This is a genomic window from Effusibacillus lacus (assembly GCF_002335525.1).
Lineage (GTDB): Bacteria > Bacillota > Bacilli > Tumebacillales > Effusibacillaceae > Effusibacillus > Effusibacillus lacus.
The window spans coordinates 46,423-63,837 of sequence record NZ_BDUF01000060.1; the positions used below are offsets into that span (position 1 = coordinate 46,423).

At 50.6% G+C, this 17,415-nt stretch carries 13 protein-coding genes, 1 pseudogene and 1 other annotated feature; of the genes and pseudogenes, 11 read left to right on the forward strand and 3 right to left on the reverse strand.

Translation table 11 applies throughout. From position 1 onward, the window contains the following. The first annotated feature begins 20 nt into the window (after positions 1–20). The 7 genes from EFBL_RS12100 to EFBL_RS12130 all read left to right on the forward strand — a co-directional run bounded on the left by EFBL_RS12100 (position 21) and on the right by EFBL_RS12130 (position 7,503). Positions 21–881 (forward strand): TIGR03943 family putative permease subunit, encoded by an 861-nt coding sequence (locus EFBL_RS12100; protein WP_096182381.1) that lies wholly within the window; start codon positions 21–23, stop codon positions 879–881. Positions 882–883: 2 nt separating this feature from the next. Next, positions 884–1,795 (forward strand): permease, encoded by a 912-nt coding sequence (locus tag EFBL_RS12105; RefSeq protein ID WP_096182382.1) that lies wholly within the window; start codon positions 884–886, stop codon positions 1,793–1,795. 36 nt (positions 1,796–1,831) lie between these two features. Continuing rightward, on the forward strand, positions 1,832–2,203 hold the full coding sequence (locus EFBL_RS12110) for a DUF2512 family protein (protein WP_165912711.1): 372 nt from the start codon (positions 1,832–1,834) through the stop codon (positions 2,201–2,203). Positions 2,204–2,324: 121 nt separating this feature from the next. After that, positions 2,325–2,610, forward strand: a binding site (T-box leader). 485 nt (positions 2,611–3,095) lie between these two features. Beyond that, a complete protein-coding gene (gene pheS, locus EFBL_RS12115) occupies positions 3,096–4,133 on the forward strand; it encodes a phenylalanine--tRNA ligase subunit alpha (RefSeq protein ID WP_096182384.1) in 1,038 nt (345 codons plus the stop codon). Positions 4,134–4,144: 11 nt separating this feature from the next. Beyond that, a complete protein-coding gene (pheT, locus tag EFBL_RS12120; RefSeq protein ID WP_096182385.1) occupies positions 4,145–6,577 on the forward strand; it encodes a phenylalanine--tRNA ligase subunit beta in 2,433 nt (810 codons plus the stop codon). A gap of 111 nt (positions 6,578–6,688) precedes the next feature. Next, positions 6,689–6,955 carry a cell division protein ZapA gene (gene zapA, locus EFBL_RS12125; protein ID WP_096182386.1) on the forward strand — a complete coding sequence of 89 codons (267 nt, stop codon included), beginning with the start codon at positions 6,689–6,691 and terminating at the stop codon, positions 6,953–6,955. Between the two features lie 14 nt (positions 6,956–6,969). Further along, on the forward strand, positions 6,970–7,503 hold the full coding sequence (locus EFBL_RS12130) for a CvpA family protein (protein WP_096182387.1): 534 nt from the start codon (positions 6,970–6,972) through the stop codon (positions 7,501–7,503). A gap of 140 nt (positions 7,504–7,643) precedes the next feature. Here EFBL_RS12130 and EFBL_RS12135 read toward each other — a convergent pair whose 3' ends face one another. After that, positions 7,644–8,012 (reverse strand): phage holin family protein, encoded by a 369-nt coding sequence (locus EFBL_RS12135; RefSeq protein WP_096182388.1) that lies wholly within the window; start codon positions 8,010–8,012, stop codon positions 7,644–7,646. A gap of 110 nt (positions 8,013–8,122) precedes the next feature. Here EFBL_RS12135 and EFBL_RS12140 point away from each other — a divergent pair, with 110 nt between their 5' ends. Beyond that, a complete protein-coding gene (locus EFBL_RS12140; RefSeq protein WP_096182389.1) occupies positions 8,123–10,471 on the forward strand; it encodes an endonuclease MutS2 in 2,349 nt (782 codons plus the stop codon). A 74-nt stretch (positions 10,472–10,545) separates the two neighbouring features. On the opposite strand, the gene EFBL_RS22080 is transcribed toward EFBL_RS12140, so the two are convergent. After that, positions 10,546–11,532, reverse strand: a complete 987-nt coding sequence (locus EFBL_RS22080) for a fibronectin type III domain-containing protein (RefSeq protein ID WP_501161716.1) — start codon at positions 11,530–11,532, stop codon at positions 10,546–10,548. A gap of 32 nt (positions 11,533–11,564) precedes the next feature. Then, positions 11,565–13,706, reverse strand: a pseudogene (locus tag EFBL_RS22085) (transglycosylase domain-containing protein); the annotation flags it as partial. 218 nt (positions 13,707–13,924) lie between these two features. Between EFBL_RS22085 and tyrS the strand changes: the two are divergent. The 3 genes from tyrS (at position 13,925) to yunB (ending at position 17,237) form a co-directional block, all read left to right on the forward strand. After that, entirely contained in the window at positions 13,925–15,166 is a 1,242-nt protein-coding gene (gene tyrS / locus EFBL_RS12155) for a tyrosine--tRNA ligase (RefSeq protein WP_096182392.1), read from the forward strand. Between the two features lie 117 nt (positions 15,167–15,283). Further along, positions 15,284–16,408, forward strand: a complete 1,125-nt coding sequence (locus EFBL_RS12160; protein WP_096182393.1) for a two-component system sensor histidine kinase NtrB — start codon at positions 15,284–15,286, stop codon at positions 16,406–16,408. Between the two features lie 88 nt (positions 16,409–16,496). Then, positions 16,497–17,237, forward strand: a complete 741-nt coding sequence (yunB, locus tag EFBL_RS12165; protein ID WP_096182394.1) for a sporulation protein YunB — start codon at positions 16,497–16,499, stop codon at positions 17,235–17,237. The last annotated feature ends 178 nt before the right edge of the window (positions 17,238–17,415 follow it).

Genomic DNA, 17,415 nt, shown 5'->3' on the forward strand with positions numbered 1-17,415 from the left:
TGCAAGGAGATTTGTGTCTAATGGATCGATTGAACCTGAATATTGGGCGATTCCTGCAAGCCATGATCTTGACCGTTTTTGTTGTCCTGTTGTTGAAATTGTTATGGACGGGGGAGATCCGCAAACTGGTGGCTCCTCACATTACTTTGCTGCTTCAAATTTCAACAGGTGTTCTGATCATTATGGCGATATACGTTTGGATGAACGTCAAAACGAAAGATCATGACTGTTCGTGTGAGCATGATCCTAATCACAGTCACGGCCATGATCATCAGGACAAACCCGGGATTCTGTGGGGAGTGCTGCTGCTGCCTGTGATCCTTGGACTTGCCGTTCCCACCCAATCCCTTGGAACGGCTATGCTAAACAGCGGTATGAATCCCAAACCGGCCAATGTGAAAACAGTGGATCTGGCCTCTGTGCCAAGAGTCAAAGTGGAGGGGATGCCGCTTCCGCCAAAGCCGGAACCAGGTTCGGAAGTCACCATGTATGAAGTGATGAACAACATCTTGATTGCCCCGGAGCATTACTTTAATCAAAGATACCGATACATAGGGTTTGTTTACCATCCTGTCGGCTGGCCGGAAAACCGGATGATTCTGGTGCGCTATGTGATGGTTCATTGCGCCGCGGATGTCCTGGCTGTCGGATTGACTGTGGAAGCACAGGACGCTGGCAAATATCCGAACGACACATGGGTAGAGGTTGATGCGACCCTGTCCACCCGCAAAGCGCCAGAGATTGATGAAGAAGTGCCGGTCAGCTGGTACTACGGGTATGAAGAGAAGCCCGTACTGGTGGCGCATGAAATCAAAATCATAGAAGAACCCAAGGATCCGTACATTTACCCATTTGGGTTTAACCCGGCGGGAGGCAACTGATTATGTGGCAGTCAGCACAAACGATTTTTCTGTCCATAGTCCTTGAATCGTTGCCGTTCATTCTGCTGGGTGTGATTCTCTCTTCCCTGATTCATGAGTTTGTGACCGAAGAAAAAATGCTGCGGTTTCTCCCGAAAAACAAGCCGTTGGCAGTGGTTGCATCGACGTTTCTGGGAATGTTTGTACCTGTGTGCGATTGTGGGGCTGTTCCGGTAGTCCGGAGCTTGATGCGAAAAGGGGTTCCCGCCTCAGTTGCCATGTCGTTTACATTGGCGGCCCCCGTGCTGAATCCGATTACGATGCTGTCCACGTACGTTGCCTTTGGCATGACTGCCTCGATGATGTGGGCCCGTTCCGGGGCGACGTTTGGGATCGCAGTAGTCATTGGCTGGATGCTGCTGATGATGGAACGTCGAAGGAAGGAATCGGAAGACGTTTCCAAGGAATCCCCTGTCACTTTGCCCTTGACAGAAACGGCCGCAGCCATAGAGATCCGAACCCATCGTTCGTTCCGGAAAGTGTTTGGTTTGGTTACGAATCATACGGTGACGGAGTTTTTTGAGATAATGGGTTTTGTTGTCATCAGCGCTTTCGTTGCGGCGATCCTGCAGACCTATGTTCCTGCTGCAGTACTTTCACCTATAGGAGAACATCCGGTAGGGTCGGTATTAGCTATGATGGGTCTTGCCACCCTGTTGTCATTGTGTTCTACAGCCGATGGGTTTGTCGCCCGCTCCCTGGCGGGCCTCACAACAAATGGGGGGCTCCTGGGGTTCCTGGTAATCGGACAGATCATCGACATCCGAAACATACTTCTGCTGCCGCGAGTGTTCCCGAAATCTTTCGTAGTCATCACATTTGTCGTGGCTTTCTTGCTGACTTTTGCTTTTGGAATCTGGGTTAATACCAGGTAATTCGGGCAAGCTACCGCATAGGAGGTGCATGATTCCGTGCGGTACGGCCATATCGGCTCATTTCTCGTAAAATGGCTCGGAACGGTTGCAGCTGTATTGTTTGTGGGTCTGTTTTTTCCCTTGTTTGGAGTCATGAACTTGCTGCAAGCCGTGTTGTTGGGGACAGTCATAACCATTGTCGGATACGTGGCCGATCTGTTTCTCCCCCGGATGACCAATCAGATCGTGGCCATCTCATCCGATTTTGCAATGGCGACGTTGGTTGTGTATCTGGCCAATTTTCTGTTTCCGGGTTTGCGTGTCACCTGGACTTTTGCAATTATCACAGGATTCATCGTGGCTGGTGTGGAAATTTTTTTTCACGCAAAATTTGTGGAGTCAACGGGAAAGCGGGAGACAAGCCCTTGAACAGGCCACTTGTCAAACATGCCCAATCAAACACGCCACTTATCAACACGTTACCAAACAAGTTACCGAGGCTTGCGTTCCATGCCGGACTGTACTATACTAAGTAGCAAACTTATGACTGTGAACAGCGATGCAGGAGAGAGTACGAACAGCAGGGCCTTTCAGGGAGAAGATGCCGTAGACTGAAAGCATCTTTAAGGAACACTGTCCGGAAGTTCACTCCGTAGCTGCCGCCTGAACGTTGCCACTTAAACCTAGCCATCCAAATGTTGCGGTGAAAGTCGTCACCTGTAGGGCGGGCCGGGAATTCCCGTTATCCGAAGGAAGCGAAGCAGAGGCATTTTGTGCTGGCAGTCTGCTTAATCAGGGTGGTACCGCGGATTGGAATCGAACCTTTCGTCCCTTTCGGACGAGGGGTTTTTTTGTTTTTTATGGTAATGAAAGGAATATCTTTTTTCCTTGTGTGGGTCTAAACAACGGCAGCATTCAGGTGAGTTAATTCGTTAATCTGCTTGGGATGAGGAAATAACGGCACGGAGTACCGTTATTGTGAACCACCTGCTGACTTAACGGCCCCCAGTGCCGCTATTGTGAACCACCTGCTGACTTAACGGCCCCCAGTGCCGCTATTGTGAACTACCTGCTGACTCAACGGCACAGAGTACCGCTATTCGGAGTCAGATCACCTGGAATGGAGGAATAACGGCACAGAGCGCCGCTATTCGGAGCCAGACCACCTGGAATGGAGGAATAACGGCACCTAGTGCCTCAATGCGGGTCCAGATCCCCCGGAGTGATGAAATAACGACACCGATGGCGGTTGCAGTTCCGGGCGGTGGGAGCCCTTGGTTGAATGTAACACTTGTTAAGTGCAATACCGAGGAGGATCGACATGAGAGAACAACTGCAAGAGCTTAAAGACAAGGCACTGGCCGAGTTGGCCAAGTGTTCCGACCAGAATGAATTGAACGAATGGAAAGTGCAGTACTTGGGCAAGAAGAGTGAATTCACTTCCATTATGCGGGGAATGGGCCAATTGACCCCAGAAGAGCGCCCGGTTATCGGTCAACTGGTGAATGAAGTGAGAGGGGCGCTGGAGCGGGCTTATGAAGCCAAGGAGCGGCAATTCAAGAGGGAAGCATTGGAGCAGAAATTGCAATCGGAGTCGATCGACGTGACCTTGCCTGGGAGAACGGTGCCAGTGGGTACACTTCATCCCTTGACCCGGGTCATCCAACAAATTGAGGACATTTTCCTCGGCCTGGGATTTGAAATCGCGGAAGGTCCTGAAGTGGAAACGGACTATTACAATTTCGAAGCGTTAAATATGCCAAAAAATCACTCTGCCCGTGATATGCAGGACACATTTTACATTACCGACGAACTGTTGATGAGAACCCATACCTCGGGCATCCAAGTTCGCACCCTTGAGGCGAAGAAAGGGGCCGTTCCGGTTCGAATTATTGCCCCTGGCCGGGTATACAGGAGGGATGACGATGATGCGACCCATTCCCATGCATTCACCCAGATTGAAGGACTGGTGGTGGACCGCAATATCCGGATGAGCGATCTGAAAGGGATCCTGCTGACATTTGCCCGCCGCATGTTTGGACCGGAACAGCAGATTCGTCTGCGCCCCAGTTACTTCCCGTTCACCGAACCAAGCACTGAAGTGGACGTAAGTTGCTATGTGTGCCACGGGGACGGATGCCGACTCTGCAAACATACCGGATGGATCGAGATTCTGGGAGCCGGCATGGTGCATCCCAGGGTGCTTGAAATGGCGGGTTACGACTCGGAGGAATACACCGGATTCGCATTCGGTATGGGAATTGAGCGGATTGCCATGCTGAAGTACGGCGTGGACGACATCCGTCACTTCTATGTGAATGACACTCGCTTCCTGAAGCAATTCGCGAATCGCGGGTAGGAGGGACGATCATGAAAATATCTTATAATTGGCTGAAAGAATATATAGACCTGGGTCCTGACATGACCCCTGAACAATTGGGGGAACTCCTGACCAACCACGGAATCCCCGTTGAGGTGATTGAGCCTTTAAACAAGGGAATCAAGGATGTAGTAGTCGGTCATGTGCTGCACACGGAACCGCATCCAAACGCGGACCGTTTGCGGGTCTGCACTGTGGATGCGGGCGGGCCGGATAAGCTGCAGATTGTATGCGGGGCACCCAACGTAAAACCCGGCCAGAAAGTTCCCTGTGCGGTCGTAGGAGCCGAACTGCCGGGCGGGGTCAAAATCAAACGGGCCAAATTGCGTGATGTGGAGTCCCAAGGGATGCTATGTTCCGCAAGCGAATTGGGGATGGATACCCGATTGCTGCCGAAAGAGCAGACGGAAGGCCTCTATATCCTTCCTGAAGATGCTCCTGTCGGGGAGTCCATCCTGAATGTACTGGGTCTTGATGATGTGGTAATGGAACTGGAACTGACTCCGAACCGGGCAGATTGTTTGAGCTATCGGGGCGTGGCCTACGAAGTGGCTGCGCTGCTCGGCAAGAAACCCAGGTTTGAGGAAGCCGTTCGCACACCTAATGCGGGTAATGGCGAATCACCTGTCAAGGTTCGCATCGAATCGGCCAACTGTATTCAATACTCGGCCCAAGTCGTCAAAGGAATTCAGGTGAAACAATCCCCTTTGTGGATGCGGATGCGCTTGCTGGCTGTGGGAGTCCGTCCAATCAACAATATTGTGGATGTGACCAATTATGTGATGTTTGAGTACGGCCAGCCGCTGCATGCATTTGACCTGTCCGAAATCACCGAGTCAACGATTGTGGTGAGGCAGGCGGAAGACAATGAATTGCTGGTAACCCTGGACGGTCAGGAACGGAAACTGGATTCGTCGATGCTCGTGATCGCAGATCCGAAACGGGCTGTGGGACTTGCCGGAGTCATGGGCGGAGAAAACTCGGAGGTGCGTGACTCGACGACAGACATTGTGCTTGAATCGGCCTATTTTGATCCTGGCACCATCCGTCAAACGGGTAAAAAACTGGGGCTCCGTTCAGAAGCGCAATTGCGTTTTGAGAAGGGAATAGATCCTGCCATCATGCAGGACGCGCTGCTTAGAGCTGCGAGTTTGATTGCCGAACTGGGAGGCGGTCAGATTGTGGGAGCACCTTCAGCAGTGGTTTCCCATCCGGTTCACGAGCAGACAATTGGACTTCGCGTGAGTCGAACCAACCAGGTGATTGGATCAGATCTTGAGATCGCAACAATCGAGGATCTCCTTGCAAGGTTGGGGTTTGCATCATCGAGGAAGGATGAGGACAATTTGGAAGTGGTTGTCCCCTCCCGGAGACCTGACATTACACGGGAAATCGACTTGATTGAAGAAGTGGCAAGGCTGCACGGGTATGACAAGATTGGCACCACCATGCCGCAGGGGGTGTTGTCCCAAGGGGGCCTGACCGACAAACAAAGATTGCGCCGGACCGTTCGGGAACTCTTGACTGGAATGGGATTGTCCGAAGTGATGACCTACAGCTTTACCAATCCGACGTGGCTTGAGCCGTTGGGGGTGGACGAGAATTCGGCGCTCAGGAAGCAGTTGCCGTTGGCCCTCCCGATGTCGGATGATCGGAAAGTGCTTCGTACGACACTGCTGCCAAGTTTGGTGGAAGTGGTCCAGTACAATCTGAATCGTAAAAATATGGATCTGGCCCTGTTCGAACTGGGAACCGTCTTTTTCCCAAAACAACTGCCTGCGGTGGAGCAGCCGGAAGAAGTTCTGAAAGTTGCAGGGATTGTCACAGGGTCATTCGGTCCGCTGGCGGTTGGAGAGAAGGGCAGAAAGGTCGATTTCTACACAGTCAAGGGGATAGTGGAAACACTGCTTGTTTGTTTGGGCATTCCAAACCCCAAATACGCACCGGCATCCGAAACGGGTATGCATCCGGGCCGGACTGCCCTGGTGGAAAGCAAAGGAGTGGCCATTGGGTTTCTTGGAGCTCTCCATCCTGCCGTTCAGGAAGCATGGGATTTGAAGGAAACATTTTATTTTGAGCTGGATTTCCAAGCACTTTATGAAACGGCCCAACGGAAAATCGAGTTCCGGCCGCTCCCGAAATTCCCCGCCATTGAACGGGATATTGCCGTAGTGGTGCCTTTGGATGTGCCGGCGGGCTCGCTGGAGCTGACCATTCGTGAGTCTGCGGGGGATCTTCTGGAGGAAGTCCGCCTGTTTGATGTCTACCAAGGGGAACAGGTGGAGGCTGGCAAGAAGTCGGTTGCTTTCTCGATTGTATACCGGGCTGAAGACAGAACGTTGACGGATGAAGAGGTTCAGGCGCGTCACAATCGCGTGGTGGAGGCGCTCAAGCAAGGTTTCCAAGCCGAACTCCGGGCCTAATTCGATGGATTTCCGGGATCCCTGCGCCTCACCGTGATGGATCCTTCTGTTGCAGGAGTTTACTCTTTCTGAAGCGAACATAATAGAGACGGAGTCAAAGGGGGCGAGCCCTTGCAGAAAGAGGACAATAATCGAATTCGTGTTGACATATACGGTCACGAGTACCAATTAAGGGGCAGGGCATCCGTTCAACACATGAGGCTGGTAGCCGGCCTTGTGGATGACAAGATGCGTGAAATTGCACAGTCGAATCCCCGGTTGGATCTGAATCGGCTTGCAGTATTGGCTGCGGTCAATATTGCCGATGAATATTTGCGTCTGCGCCAGGAATACGAAGAGTTGTTGAAGCTGATGGAGCGTTCCCAGGAACGGTCTTAAGGGAGATACGATTTGTGACAGTTGCTGACCTGATTCTGATAGCCATTCTGATGTTTTTTGCATGGAACGGGTATTCAACCGGTCTGGTGATGCAGATTGTCCGGTTTGTCGGGGTATTCGCCGCTTATTGGGCTGCAAAAGCATTCAGTTCCGATGTCTCGCTTTGGCTTGAAAGTGTGCTGGGGGAATCCGCTTCAACCGCAGCAGGGGGGAATACGGATTGGCCGTTAGGGAATGTGATGACTCAGACCCTATGGCAAACCGGGTATGGTATGCTTTCATTTGCTTTGGTCTTTCTCGTGGTTTTGATTCTGACCAGGTTAGCGGGACATGTGGTTGACCTTTTTGTATCACTCCCCGGCCTTTCGTTTCTCAATCGGATATCCGGCTTGCTTCTTGGCCTGTTGATCGGAGTGTTGGTGTTGGTCATTCTGGTCAATTTGGGGGCGTATGTTCCCGTCGACACCATTCATACGGCTTTGCAGGAATCTCAAATTGCATCCGCATTTTTAAACACAGGACTCAGCAAGCTTTTGTTTGCAAGATAGCACCAACTTTGTGACTGTTTCAGACAAGGACTGAAGCAGTCTTTTTGCCGAAAAGACCTTGAATCCAACCGCCCCTGAATGAAATAGCGGTGCTCAAACCAAAGGGCTCGGGAAAACTCCCGAGCCCTCCATGATCCAGATCACCGGTTCCCCTCTCGGTTCCGGTTGTTCCCGAAGGTTCCCCGCCGCACCACATTGCCCGGCACAAACAAATCAATTATGCCGATGACAAGTGAAGCAAGCAGCGCTCCGAGAATCGTGACCCGCATGCCTGGAACAAACCATTGAGTTATATAAATGACTACTGCTGACGACAAAAATCCGACGATTCCCCTGGCGAAGGGAGAAACCTCTCTGCCGAACAATCGCTCAACCGCCCATCCCAATACTGCAATGACAGCGGCAGCCAGGAGAGCGCTCAGAAATGTAAGCCCCCTGAAGCCCGGCACCAGAAAGCTGACGAACATCAAGACGATGGCAGATACTAGAAACCTGATCAGGATTCCCATACACCTTCAGCCTCCTTTCGGTTACAATAGATGAAGATCCGACTCGCAAATAGTGTCTCCGTTTCAGTCGGGTCCTATCGCAGAGAAATGTTGCTACAGGAGGAAAAATCATGAATCAACGAGTGCTCCGGGTGCTCGAATATCATAAGATCGTTGAGAAAGCGGTTCAACAGGCCAGCACTTACATGGGGAAAGAAAGAACCGCACAATTGCAGCCTCTCGCTACGGTTGATGAAGTAAGAAAGGCTTTGGCTGCCACCGAAGAAGGCCGACTGGTATTCCGGCTCAAGGGTTTAATTCCTTTGGGAGGGATTCGTGATATACGCCAGCCGGTCAAAAGGTCGGCTGTCGGCGGTACTCTGAATTCTCAGGAACTGCTGGATGTGGCTGACACAATCATGGCAAGCCGCCGCCTTCGCAAATTCCTGCTTGATATTGCTGATGAACATCCGATACCCACATTACGAGAGTTGGCGGAGGAACTTTTTGAGCTTCGTCCGCTGGAAGAAGAGATCCGATCGGCGATCGACAGCAATGCGGAGATCGTGGACCATGCATCCCCCGACTTAAAGAATATCCGCCAGGAAATGCGGCAAACCCAGGCCAGGATTAAGGACAAGCTGGACTCGCTTCTGCGGAATTCCGGCATGCAAAAGATGATGCAGGAAGCAATTGTCACGATCCGCAATGACCGCTACTGCATCCCGATCAAAGCCGAATACAAAGGCTCTTTTAATGGAATCGTACACGACCAGTCTTCGTCGGGAGCCACTCTGTTTATTGAGCCGGCTGCTGTTGTGCAGTTAAACAATTTCCTGCGTGAACTGGAAGTCAGGGAACAGCGGGAAGTGGACAAAATCCTGGCCAGGCTGTCCGTATTGGTTGGCAACGAATCGGAACAGCTGCAGGCGGGGTTGTCCGCTCTGGCCGAGATTGACTTTATCTTTGCGAAAGCTCATCTGGCCCATGAAATGAAAGCCAGCAACCCCAAAGTCAATGATGAGGGAAGGATCTATCTGAAAAAGGCGGTTCATCCGCTGCTTGACAGAAATGTTGCGGTTCCTGTCGATATTCGTCTTGGGGATGAATACAGTTTGCTCGTTATTACCGGCCCAAATACGGGCGGGAAAACCGTCACGCTGAAAACCGTGGGGTTGTTTGCCTTGATGGCTATGTCCGGGCTTCATGTACCGGCGGAGGACGGCAGCGAAGTGTCGACATTCGATGAAGTGTTTGCTGATATTGGAGATGAACAAAGCATCGAACAAAGTCTGTCCACTTTTTCCAGCCATATGACCAATATTGTGCAAATTCTGGAACGGGCGGACGTCCGTTCATTGGTGCTGCTTGACGAATTGGGTGCAGGAACGGATCCGGCGGAAGGAGCCGCTCTGGCACAGGCGATCCTTGATTTCCTGCGGAAGCGGGGAGCCAAAACCGTCGCTACCACTCACTACAGTGAATTAAAAGCGTATGCATTTTCGCAGAAAGAGGCGATCAATGCATCGGTAGAGTTTGATGTGGATAGCCTGCGTCCCACCTATCGTCTGCTGATCGGGGTTCCGGGCCGTTCCAACGCATTTGCCATTTCGGAGCGTTTGGGTCTTCGCAGGGAAATTATCGAGGATGCCAAGTCACGGATGAACACGGAAGACATTCAGGTGGATGAGTTGATCCGTCGCCTGGAAACCAACCAGCTGCAGGCGGAAAGGGAGAGGCGGGAAGCGGAAGCGCTTCGGAAAGAGATGGAGGCCTTGCGCCTTGAGTTTGAGAAGGAACGGGAGCAATTCCTGATGGGTCTTGACCGTTTGGTCGAGCGGGCGGAGGAAGAGGCTCGTGAGATCGTGAAAAAAGCGGAGCGTGAAGCACAGGAAATTATTCAGGAATTGCGCAAAATTCGCCAACAGGAGCAGGGAACGTTCAAGGAGCACCAACTGATCGAACTGCGCAAGCAGCTGGAGAATGCCGCCCCGACTCGCCGGGAAAGACGGGTTCAGCGGAAAGCGGCTGCCGCCAAAGAAATACTGCCTGGAGACACTGTTCAGGTTCTTACGCTCAATCAGAAGGGAACCGTTCTTGAGGTCGGGAAGGGGGAGGCGTTTGTGCAAATCGGCTCCATGAAGATGAAAATCAAACTTGCCGATCTGGAAAAGGTGGAAGTAAAGAAGAACCTGCAGGATACCCGCGGTCTTGTCAAACGCCAATCGGAGGGACCCACCCGTTTGGAACTGGACTTACGGGGATTCACAATTGAAGAAGCCGCTTATGAAATTGACCGTTATCTGGATAATGCCATCATGGCGGGGCTGGCTCAGGTATCCATCATTCACGGAAAAGGCACGGGAGCCCTGCGGGCAGGAGTGCACGAATTCCTGAGAAATCATCCACAGGTACGTTCTTTCCGTATCGGGGAACACGGAGAAGGTCATACCGGTGTCACAATTGTAAGTCTCAAATAGTTTTGGGAATCAAAACAAACGGCTTGGCGGATTGGCGCCAAGCCGTTTGTTTTTCCCTGTGCGATCCGGATTTATTACGGTTGTACCTTTACCACATTTGAAACCGGTGATTTCTGGCCTGTCGCATTCACTGCATAGACCCTGTAGGAGTAGGCCGTGTTCTGGTTTAATTCCGTATCCGTGTATTGAGTACCGGTTACTTCGGTAATTTCCTGCCAAGAAGATCCGGAATGGCGTTCAATCTGGTAACGTACCGCACCCGGTACGGAATTCCAAGAGAGTTGGACGTTTCCAGACTCCGTCTTCTCCGCCGTGAGCAAGGGTGCGGACAGGCTGTCCCCTTGTGTGCCTGACCCTGCTTTGACAGGCGCAGACATTGCAGATTGCTCTGCCTCATTTTTGGCAGACACTTTGTACCACACATTGGATCCTTGTGCTGTCACATCCTGATAACCGGTTCCGGATACGACAGTGATGAGCTCGAAGGAAGAACCGTCGTAACTTCTGTACACCAAATACTGTGTGGCTCCTGCTGCCGGCTGCCAAGAAACGGTTATACCGACCGGAGTGCTCACGACCGTTACACCAGTCGGAGGCTGCAACTTCCCTCCACCAAGCATTCCCGGCACCGCTTCAAGGGCATCCTTGGCTGGCTGAATCGATCCGTTTGCAATGACCGATATCTGGTAATAGTATGTGGTTCCCGCTTGAACAGCAGTATCTTTATAGGAGTTCGTTGTAACCAGCTCTGACAATACGGCAAAAGGTCCAGCCGGAGAAGTGGCCCGGAGTACCACGTATCCTTCCGCTCCCTGAACCGGCTCCCAACCGATGGTGATCGCATCCAGTCTGCTTTCCATGACCTTTAACCCCAATACCGAAGGCGAATTGTCATTCTTGTTCTTATCCTTATCGTCCTTCCCGAATTCCTCCGGCAATTCAAGGTCGGCATCCAACGGCTTGTATTTGGGGTTATTGTAAGGAAGGGTATACGGCTCCCGCTTTATAAAGATGCCTTCCTTTACGACACCGCCAAGAGCTGTCACCTTGTCATCCACCATATATTTCTTGCCATTAATCTCTGCATATTTCACTTTGACATGAACATCGCATGGTTCTTTCGGTTCCGTTCCCGCTACAAACAGGTCGGAAGAGACTGTGTTCGCGGCCCGGCAGAGATCCGTTGGGATTTTGCCCGATTTGGTACAGAATTCTGACCGGATGATTCCCCCTGGCATCCCAGGGAATTCCCCCTGTTGGGGGAACTTCTTGTAGACACGATCCATGATCTGGTTCCACAAGTTCAGGGCTCTTACGCCTTCCGAATCGTGCATCGGTTTGGGAATGTCATACCCAAGCCAAATGCCCAGCGTGACATTTGGAGTGAATCCAACGAACCAGGCGTCTGTGTTGTAGTCGGTGGTCCCCGTTTTTCCAGCAATGGCCTTTCCGGGGAAATGGGCTCCGATCGGGCCTGCAGTACCGACTTGCACAATGTCTTTCATCATATCCGTCAGAACATAGGTGGTTTGCGGCGAGAACACTCTTGTTTCCTTGGGCTTGTGCTGATAAATCACTTTCCCGTTTCGGTCCACAATCTTTGTAATCAGGTGTGACTCCTTCCAAACACCTGCGTTGGGAAAAGTGGTAAATGCGCTGGTGGCTTCCTCCACCGTCAAGCCATATGTAAGTCCGCCAATGGCCGCACCCAGATTTTCATCTTCTTTCTTCAGATTGGACAAGCCCATTTTTCTTGCATATTCAAGTGCGACATGGGGCTGGATCATTTGCATGGTCTTCAGCGCCGGAATATTGTACGACTGCTGAAGCGCTTTTCTGACAGTCACGAAACCGTGAAACTGCATGTCCCAATTCATCGGATAATGAGTACGTCCGGGGAGTTGCAGAGCTATTGGAACGTCATCAATAACAGAGCCGGGGGACAGCATTTTTTTTCCACAGCCGGGGCATAGACTGCCAGCGGTTTGATGGTGGAACCGGGCTGTCGCGGAAGTGTGGTATGGTTGTTCTGGTCCCGTTTGTAATCACGGCCGCCGCCGATGGCCAAGACGGCACCGGTGCTGTTGTCCACCAGGGATGCCCCTGCCTGTTGCATTGCATTTTCTATTTTTTTGCCGGTTTTGGAAGTATAGGTCACATTGGGCAGAAAATTCTTGTCGTTCCCGAGGACCTCTTCCACTGCATCCTGCATTTGACGGTCAATCGTGGTGTACACTTTGTACCCGCCTTTGAACAATGCCTGTCTTGCGTCGTCCACGCTGTCATATTTGACCACTGTAAGCAGCTTTTCAGCCGCCCGCTGTTCCACTTCCGATATAACAAACGGATAGCTGCCATATCCAGTTACGGTAATCTTCGGTTTGACAATGGAGGATCGAATGTCGAAAGCACGGGCTTCCCTATAATCAGATTCGGAGATCACTCCTGCCTGAAGCATTTCCTTCAGGACATAGTCCTGATACTCCAGCGCCTTGTCAAGCCTTGTATAAGGATTGTATTTGCTGGGATTGTTGAGCATGGCCGCCAGCAGGGCAGCCTGTGCCAGATTCAATTCTTTGGGATCCTTGCCGAAAAAAGCCATCGATGCTGCCTTAATGCCGTAAACATTGTTGTATCCCGATTTGCCAAAATAAATCCAATTCAGGTAGTGAACCATGATCTCGTCTTTGGTCATGAACTTTTCCACTTGCAAGGCCAAATAAGCTTCCTGAGCTTTCCTTTTGAGTGTCTGTTCCTGAGCGGGAAACATCACAAGCTTTACAGTTTGTTGGGTTATGGTGCTGGCTCCTGACACAACTCCGCCTTTGATGAAATTCTGGTACAATGCGCGTATGATGGCCAAGGGGTTGATTCCGAAATGGTTTCTGAAGTTCTTGTCCTCCGCCGCAATGAAGGCGTTTGTCACGTGAGGGGACACTTCATTCAGGCTCTTGATCAATTCCCTGTTTCCGTCTGTCTGCATGGAACCGAGGAATTCGCCGTTCCGGTCATACACGTTGGTGGTGGAAGCAAGATTGGAAAAGGATTGCGGATTAAACTCCGGTGCATCTTTTACAAGGTAATAGGCGAATCCCGCACCCCCCAACATGCCAAGGATGCCCAGGATCAAGAAAGAGAGAACCGTTATCTTGATCCTGGTGTAAAGTTTCCTGTTTTTATGTTTAGAAGAACGGGTCGTTTTGTCCGGTTTTGTCTGTTTTTCCTCTTTTGTCATCAGAGTTCCCCCTTAATTTCCTCCATTATACCAGAATTGGAAATAGTTTAAGAGACCTGGTTCGACCCGTTTTGACAACACTTGTCGGCATATGATAATTTATACATCAGCAACAAAATCATACAGGCAGCACTATTTTTTGGGTAAACAGGAGCTCCTTTCCGCAGGCGTTGCGCCTTGGGGGGGTTATTTTTATAGAATGGGACGGGGGCAAAAGAATGAGTGAAACGGTAGAACAGAGAGACCCTAAAGTGGAACAGGAACTGCAAAGACAATTGACGGTCATCCGACAGGGGACAGCGGAGATCGTTCCGGAGGATGAACTGATCAAGAAGCTTCGGCGATCACTCACAACCAATAAGCCGCTGATCGTCAAACTGGGGGTTGACCCTTCAGGTGCGGATTTGACATTGGGCCACACGGTTGTGCTGAACAAGATGCGTCAATTTCAAAATCTTGGACACCGTGTGCAACTGTTGATTGGGGATTTTACCGGGATGATCGGGGATCCGACGGGTAAATCGGAAACGCGGAAGCAACTGACCCGGGAGGAAGTTCTTGAAAACGCCAAAACATATGCGGAACAGGCATTCAAGGTTTTGGATCCCGAGAAAACTGAGATTCTGTACAACTCTTCCTGGTTGGCCCCTTTGACCTTCAAGGATGTGGTCAGGCTTACATCCACTATGACGGTGGCCCGCATGCTGGAACGGGAAGATTTTCAGAAACGCTACTCCACCAATCTGCCCATCTCCCTTCATGAGTTTTTGTACCCGCTGATGCAAGGATACGATTCCGTGGCCATGGAGGCGGATGTGGAGTTGGGGGGCACCGATCAGAAATTCAATCTGCTTATGGGCCGGATGCTGCAGAAAGAGTATGGCCAGGAGCAGCAAATTGCGATCATGATGCCGATTCTTGAAGGGATAGACGGCGTTCAGAAGATGTCCAAATCTCTTGGCAACTATATTGGCATTAATGAACCTCCCAATGAACAATACGGGAAAACCATGTCGATTCCCGATGAGTTGATGGTTAAGTATTACGAACTGGTTACCGACGTTACAGTCGATGAATTGGGTAAGATTCGCAAGGGACTTGCCGATGGCACTCTCCATCCTCGTGATGCCAAAATGCGCCTTGCACGCACTATCGTGGCACGCTACCACGGGGAAGAAGCGGCCCGTGCAGCTGAAGAGCATTTTAAAACGGTTTTTCAACAGGGTGCCATTCCGGAAGATATCCCGGAAGTCCGATTGGAGCCAGGGGATTATTGGATTGTGAAACTGTTGACCGACACGAAACTCTGCCCTTCCAACGGGGAAGCCAGACGCATGGTTTTACAGGGCGGAGTGAAAATCAACCAGGAAAAAGTGGACAATGTCGATGCCCGGGTACATCTGGAAGACGGTATGATTCTACAGGTTGGCAAGCGCAAATTCGTCAAAATCCGACTGTGAAATTAAATGTCAGGAAAAATTTTGGAAGGTTTTGCAGGAAAATGCCGAAATATATCTAATTGAGAGAAGGGTGTGTTTTAGGGTGATCTGATGAATTAAAGGGGCGTACCGTTAGAGATGATTTCTTGGGGAATATTCTCGGATGAGATACTCGATCGAATCAAGTCAGGGGTCATTGTGCTGGACATGGGGGATCGGATCCGGCATATCAACCGGTATGCCCTGGATATCCTTCAAATTGATAGGGAGCAGTGGCAGCAACGGTTGGTTACAGAGCTGTTTTCCGACTTGGACGTGGTTCGAATCCGACAAGTCCATGCCGAGGAGTCTCAGGTAAATATCGGACGTCTTGAATTCCCATTGGCTGAAGGGGCGGTGTCCCTTATGGCAGAAATCTCCCCTTTGATGGTTATGGGACAAAAGGTGGGCACCCTTCTGATTTTTCAAGTTTACACCGAATTCTGTACTGTTCAGAAAGAAATCGTTCATGCGGAAAAAATGGCGGCTATAGCCAGCATGGCGGCAGGGGCGGTGCATGAGATCCGGAACCCCTTGACCACTGTAAAAGGATTTCTTCAATTATTTGAACGTGATCTGCAGAAGCTCATGGGAATGGGACTCATCCAGCGAAATTACAGCGAGAAGTTCATGAATATTTTCCCCTTGCTTTTTTCGGAGGTTCGAAAGATTGAGCAGATTCTCAGTGATCTGGTCTTGCTGGGAAGTCCTCAAGAGACAAATTACCGAATTATAAAAATTCATGACGTTCTGCACTCGCTATTGCCCAAACTGCAGGAATTGGCCTTGCTCCACAACGTGAGCATCATTTGCGAGCTCCCCCGAAAGAACGTGAAGTTCTTTGGCGATCTGAACGAATTGTTGTCGGTATTGTTAAGTTTGGTGCAGAATTCTCTGGAAGCCCTTGAGGGACAAGGCGGTGAGATCCGTTTGTCGGCAGAGACCACCAACAAATCCCTGTTTTTGTCGGTTCGCGATAACGGACCCGGTATATCAAAGGAGATATTGCCTGTTATTATGGATCCTTTCGTAACAACAAAGCCGGAACATCCGGGCCTCGGGTTGTCCATCTGCCAGCAGGTGATTGAAAGAATGGGTGGGCATGTCTCCATTTCCAGCGAGTTGGGCAGAGGTACATTGGTGCATTTGGAAATTCCCTGCATTTATGAAGAAGTAGTCAATATGACTGACATTCGTCTCGGGTTGAAAGAAGCGGCCAACTAAACGGCTGCTTTTCTTTTTTCTGCTTTTTTCTTTTTGTACTGCCTGGCCCAAACGGTTCATAAAATGAACCCGAAGGGAGAGAGGCGTAATGAGAAGTTTTCGGATGAGAAGGATCCGCAGAAGACGCATGCGCCTGCGCAAGCCCGTCAAACGATGGAAGATATACCTGGCAGTTTCCTTATTTCTGGTTATGTTCCTGACCATTCAATCTTTTCTGTTTCTGGAGAACAACCTGCAACCGGTGTTTGTCAAGATTGCCGAAAACTATACCCGAAAGATTGCCACGGAAGCGATTAATGACGCCATTACCAAGAAGGTGGCGGAAGAGACCGATTACCAACAAATCGTTCAATTTATAAAAGATGACCGGGGGGCAGTCCGTTCGGCAGTTTTTAATATGGTGGAAGCCAACAGGATCAAGGCACAGACGACAGGCCGGGTGCAGAGTGTGCTGAAGATGTTGCAAGAACAGGAAATCCGGTTGCCTGTAGGGCAAGCTTTCCGCTCCACGATCCTGGCCACTTTCGGCCCGACCATTCCCATTGCGATCGTTCCCATGGGAAATGCAAAATCAGATATTGTGCAAACATCGGAGACATCGGGGATTAACCAAACGAAGTATTCGCTGACACTGGAAATGCAAGTTCAGGTGAACGTTATTATTCCTTTTGTTACCAAACCGGTTGACATTCAAACTCAGGTCCCGATTGCGGCAATCGTTATGGTGGGGGATGTGCCCCAATTTTTCTATGATGCAAAGGGAACGCCGTTTGTGCCTCCGGGGATTCCTTATCAGATGCCTTCTTTGAATCCTCAACAGCCAAGATAGCGGGCTTGGCAACACCTTCGTCCATATGCGAAGGTGTCTTGTTTTTATATAATGAAATCAGTACTCGGAGTGGGATGTGGATCTTGACGTTATGAATCAAATAACCAGGGAGTTTGTGCATCTGTTTAATGAAGAAGAGGATTTCTACGAATGCCATGAACTGTTTGAATTGGCTTGG

Coding starts and splice junctions, on each gene's coding strand:
- EFBL_RS12100 (WP_096182381.1), top strand. CDS start 21: ATGGATCGATTGAACCTGAATATTGGGCGATTCCTGCAAGCCATGATC.
- EFBL_RS12105 (WP_096182382.1), top strand. CDS start 884: ATGTGGCAGTCAGCACAAACGATTTTTCTGTCCATAGTCCTTGAATCG.
- pheS (WP_096182384.1), top strand. CDS start 3,096: ATGAGAGAACAACTGCAAGAGCTTAAAGACAAGGCACTGGCCGAGTTG.
- pheT (WP_096182385.1), top strand. CDS start 4,145: ATGAAAATATCTTATAATTGGCTGAAAGAATATATAGACCTGGGTCCT.
- EFBL_RS12135 (WP_096182388.1), bottom strand. CDS start 8,012: ATGGGAATCCTGATCAGGTTTCTAGTATCTGCCATCGTCTTGATGTTC.
- EFBL_RS12140 (WP_096182389.1), top strand. CDS start 8,123: ATGAATCAACGAGTGCTCCGGGTGCTCGAATATCATAAGATCGTTGAG.
- EFBL_RS22080 (WP_501161716.1), bottom strand. CDS start 11,532: ATGGTGGATGACAAGGTGACAGCTCTTGGCGGTGTCGTAAAGGAAGGC.
- tyrS (WP_096182392.1), top strand. CDS start 13,925: ATGAGTGAAACGGTAGAACAGAGAGACCCTAAAGTGGAACAGGAACTG.
- EFBL_RS12160 (WP_096182393.1), top strand. CDS start 15,284: ATGATTTCTTGGGGAATATTCTCGGATGAGATACTCGATCGAATCAAG.
- yunB (WP_096182394.1), top strand. CDS start 16,497: ATGAGAAGTTTTCGGATGAGAAGGATCCGCAGAAGACGCATGCGCCTG.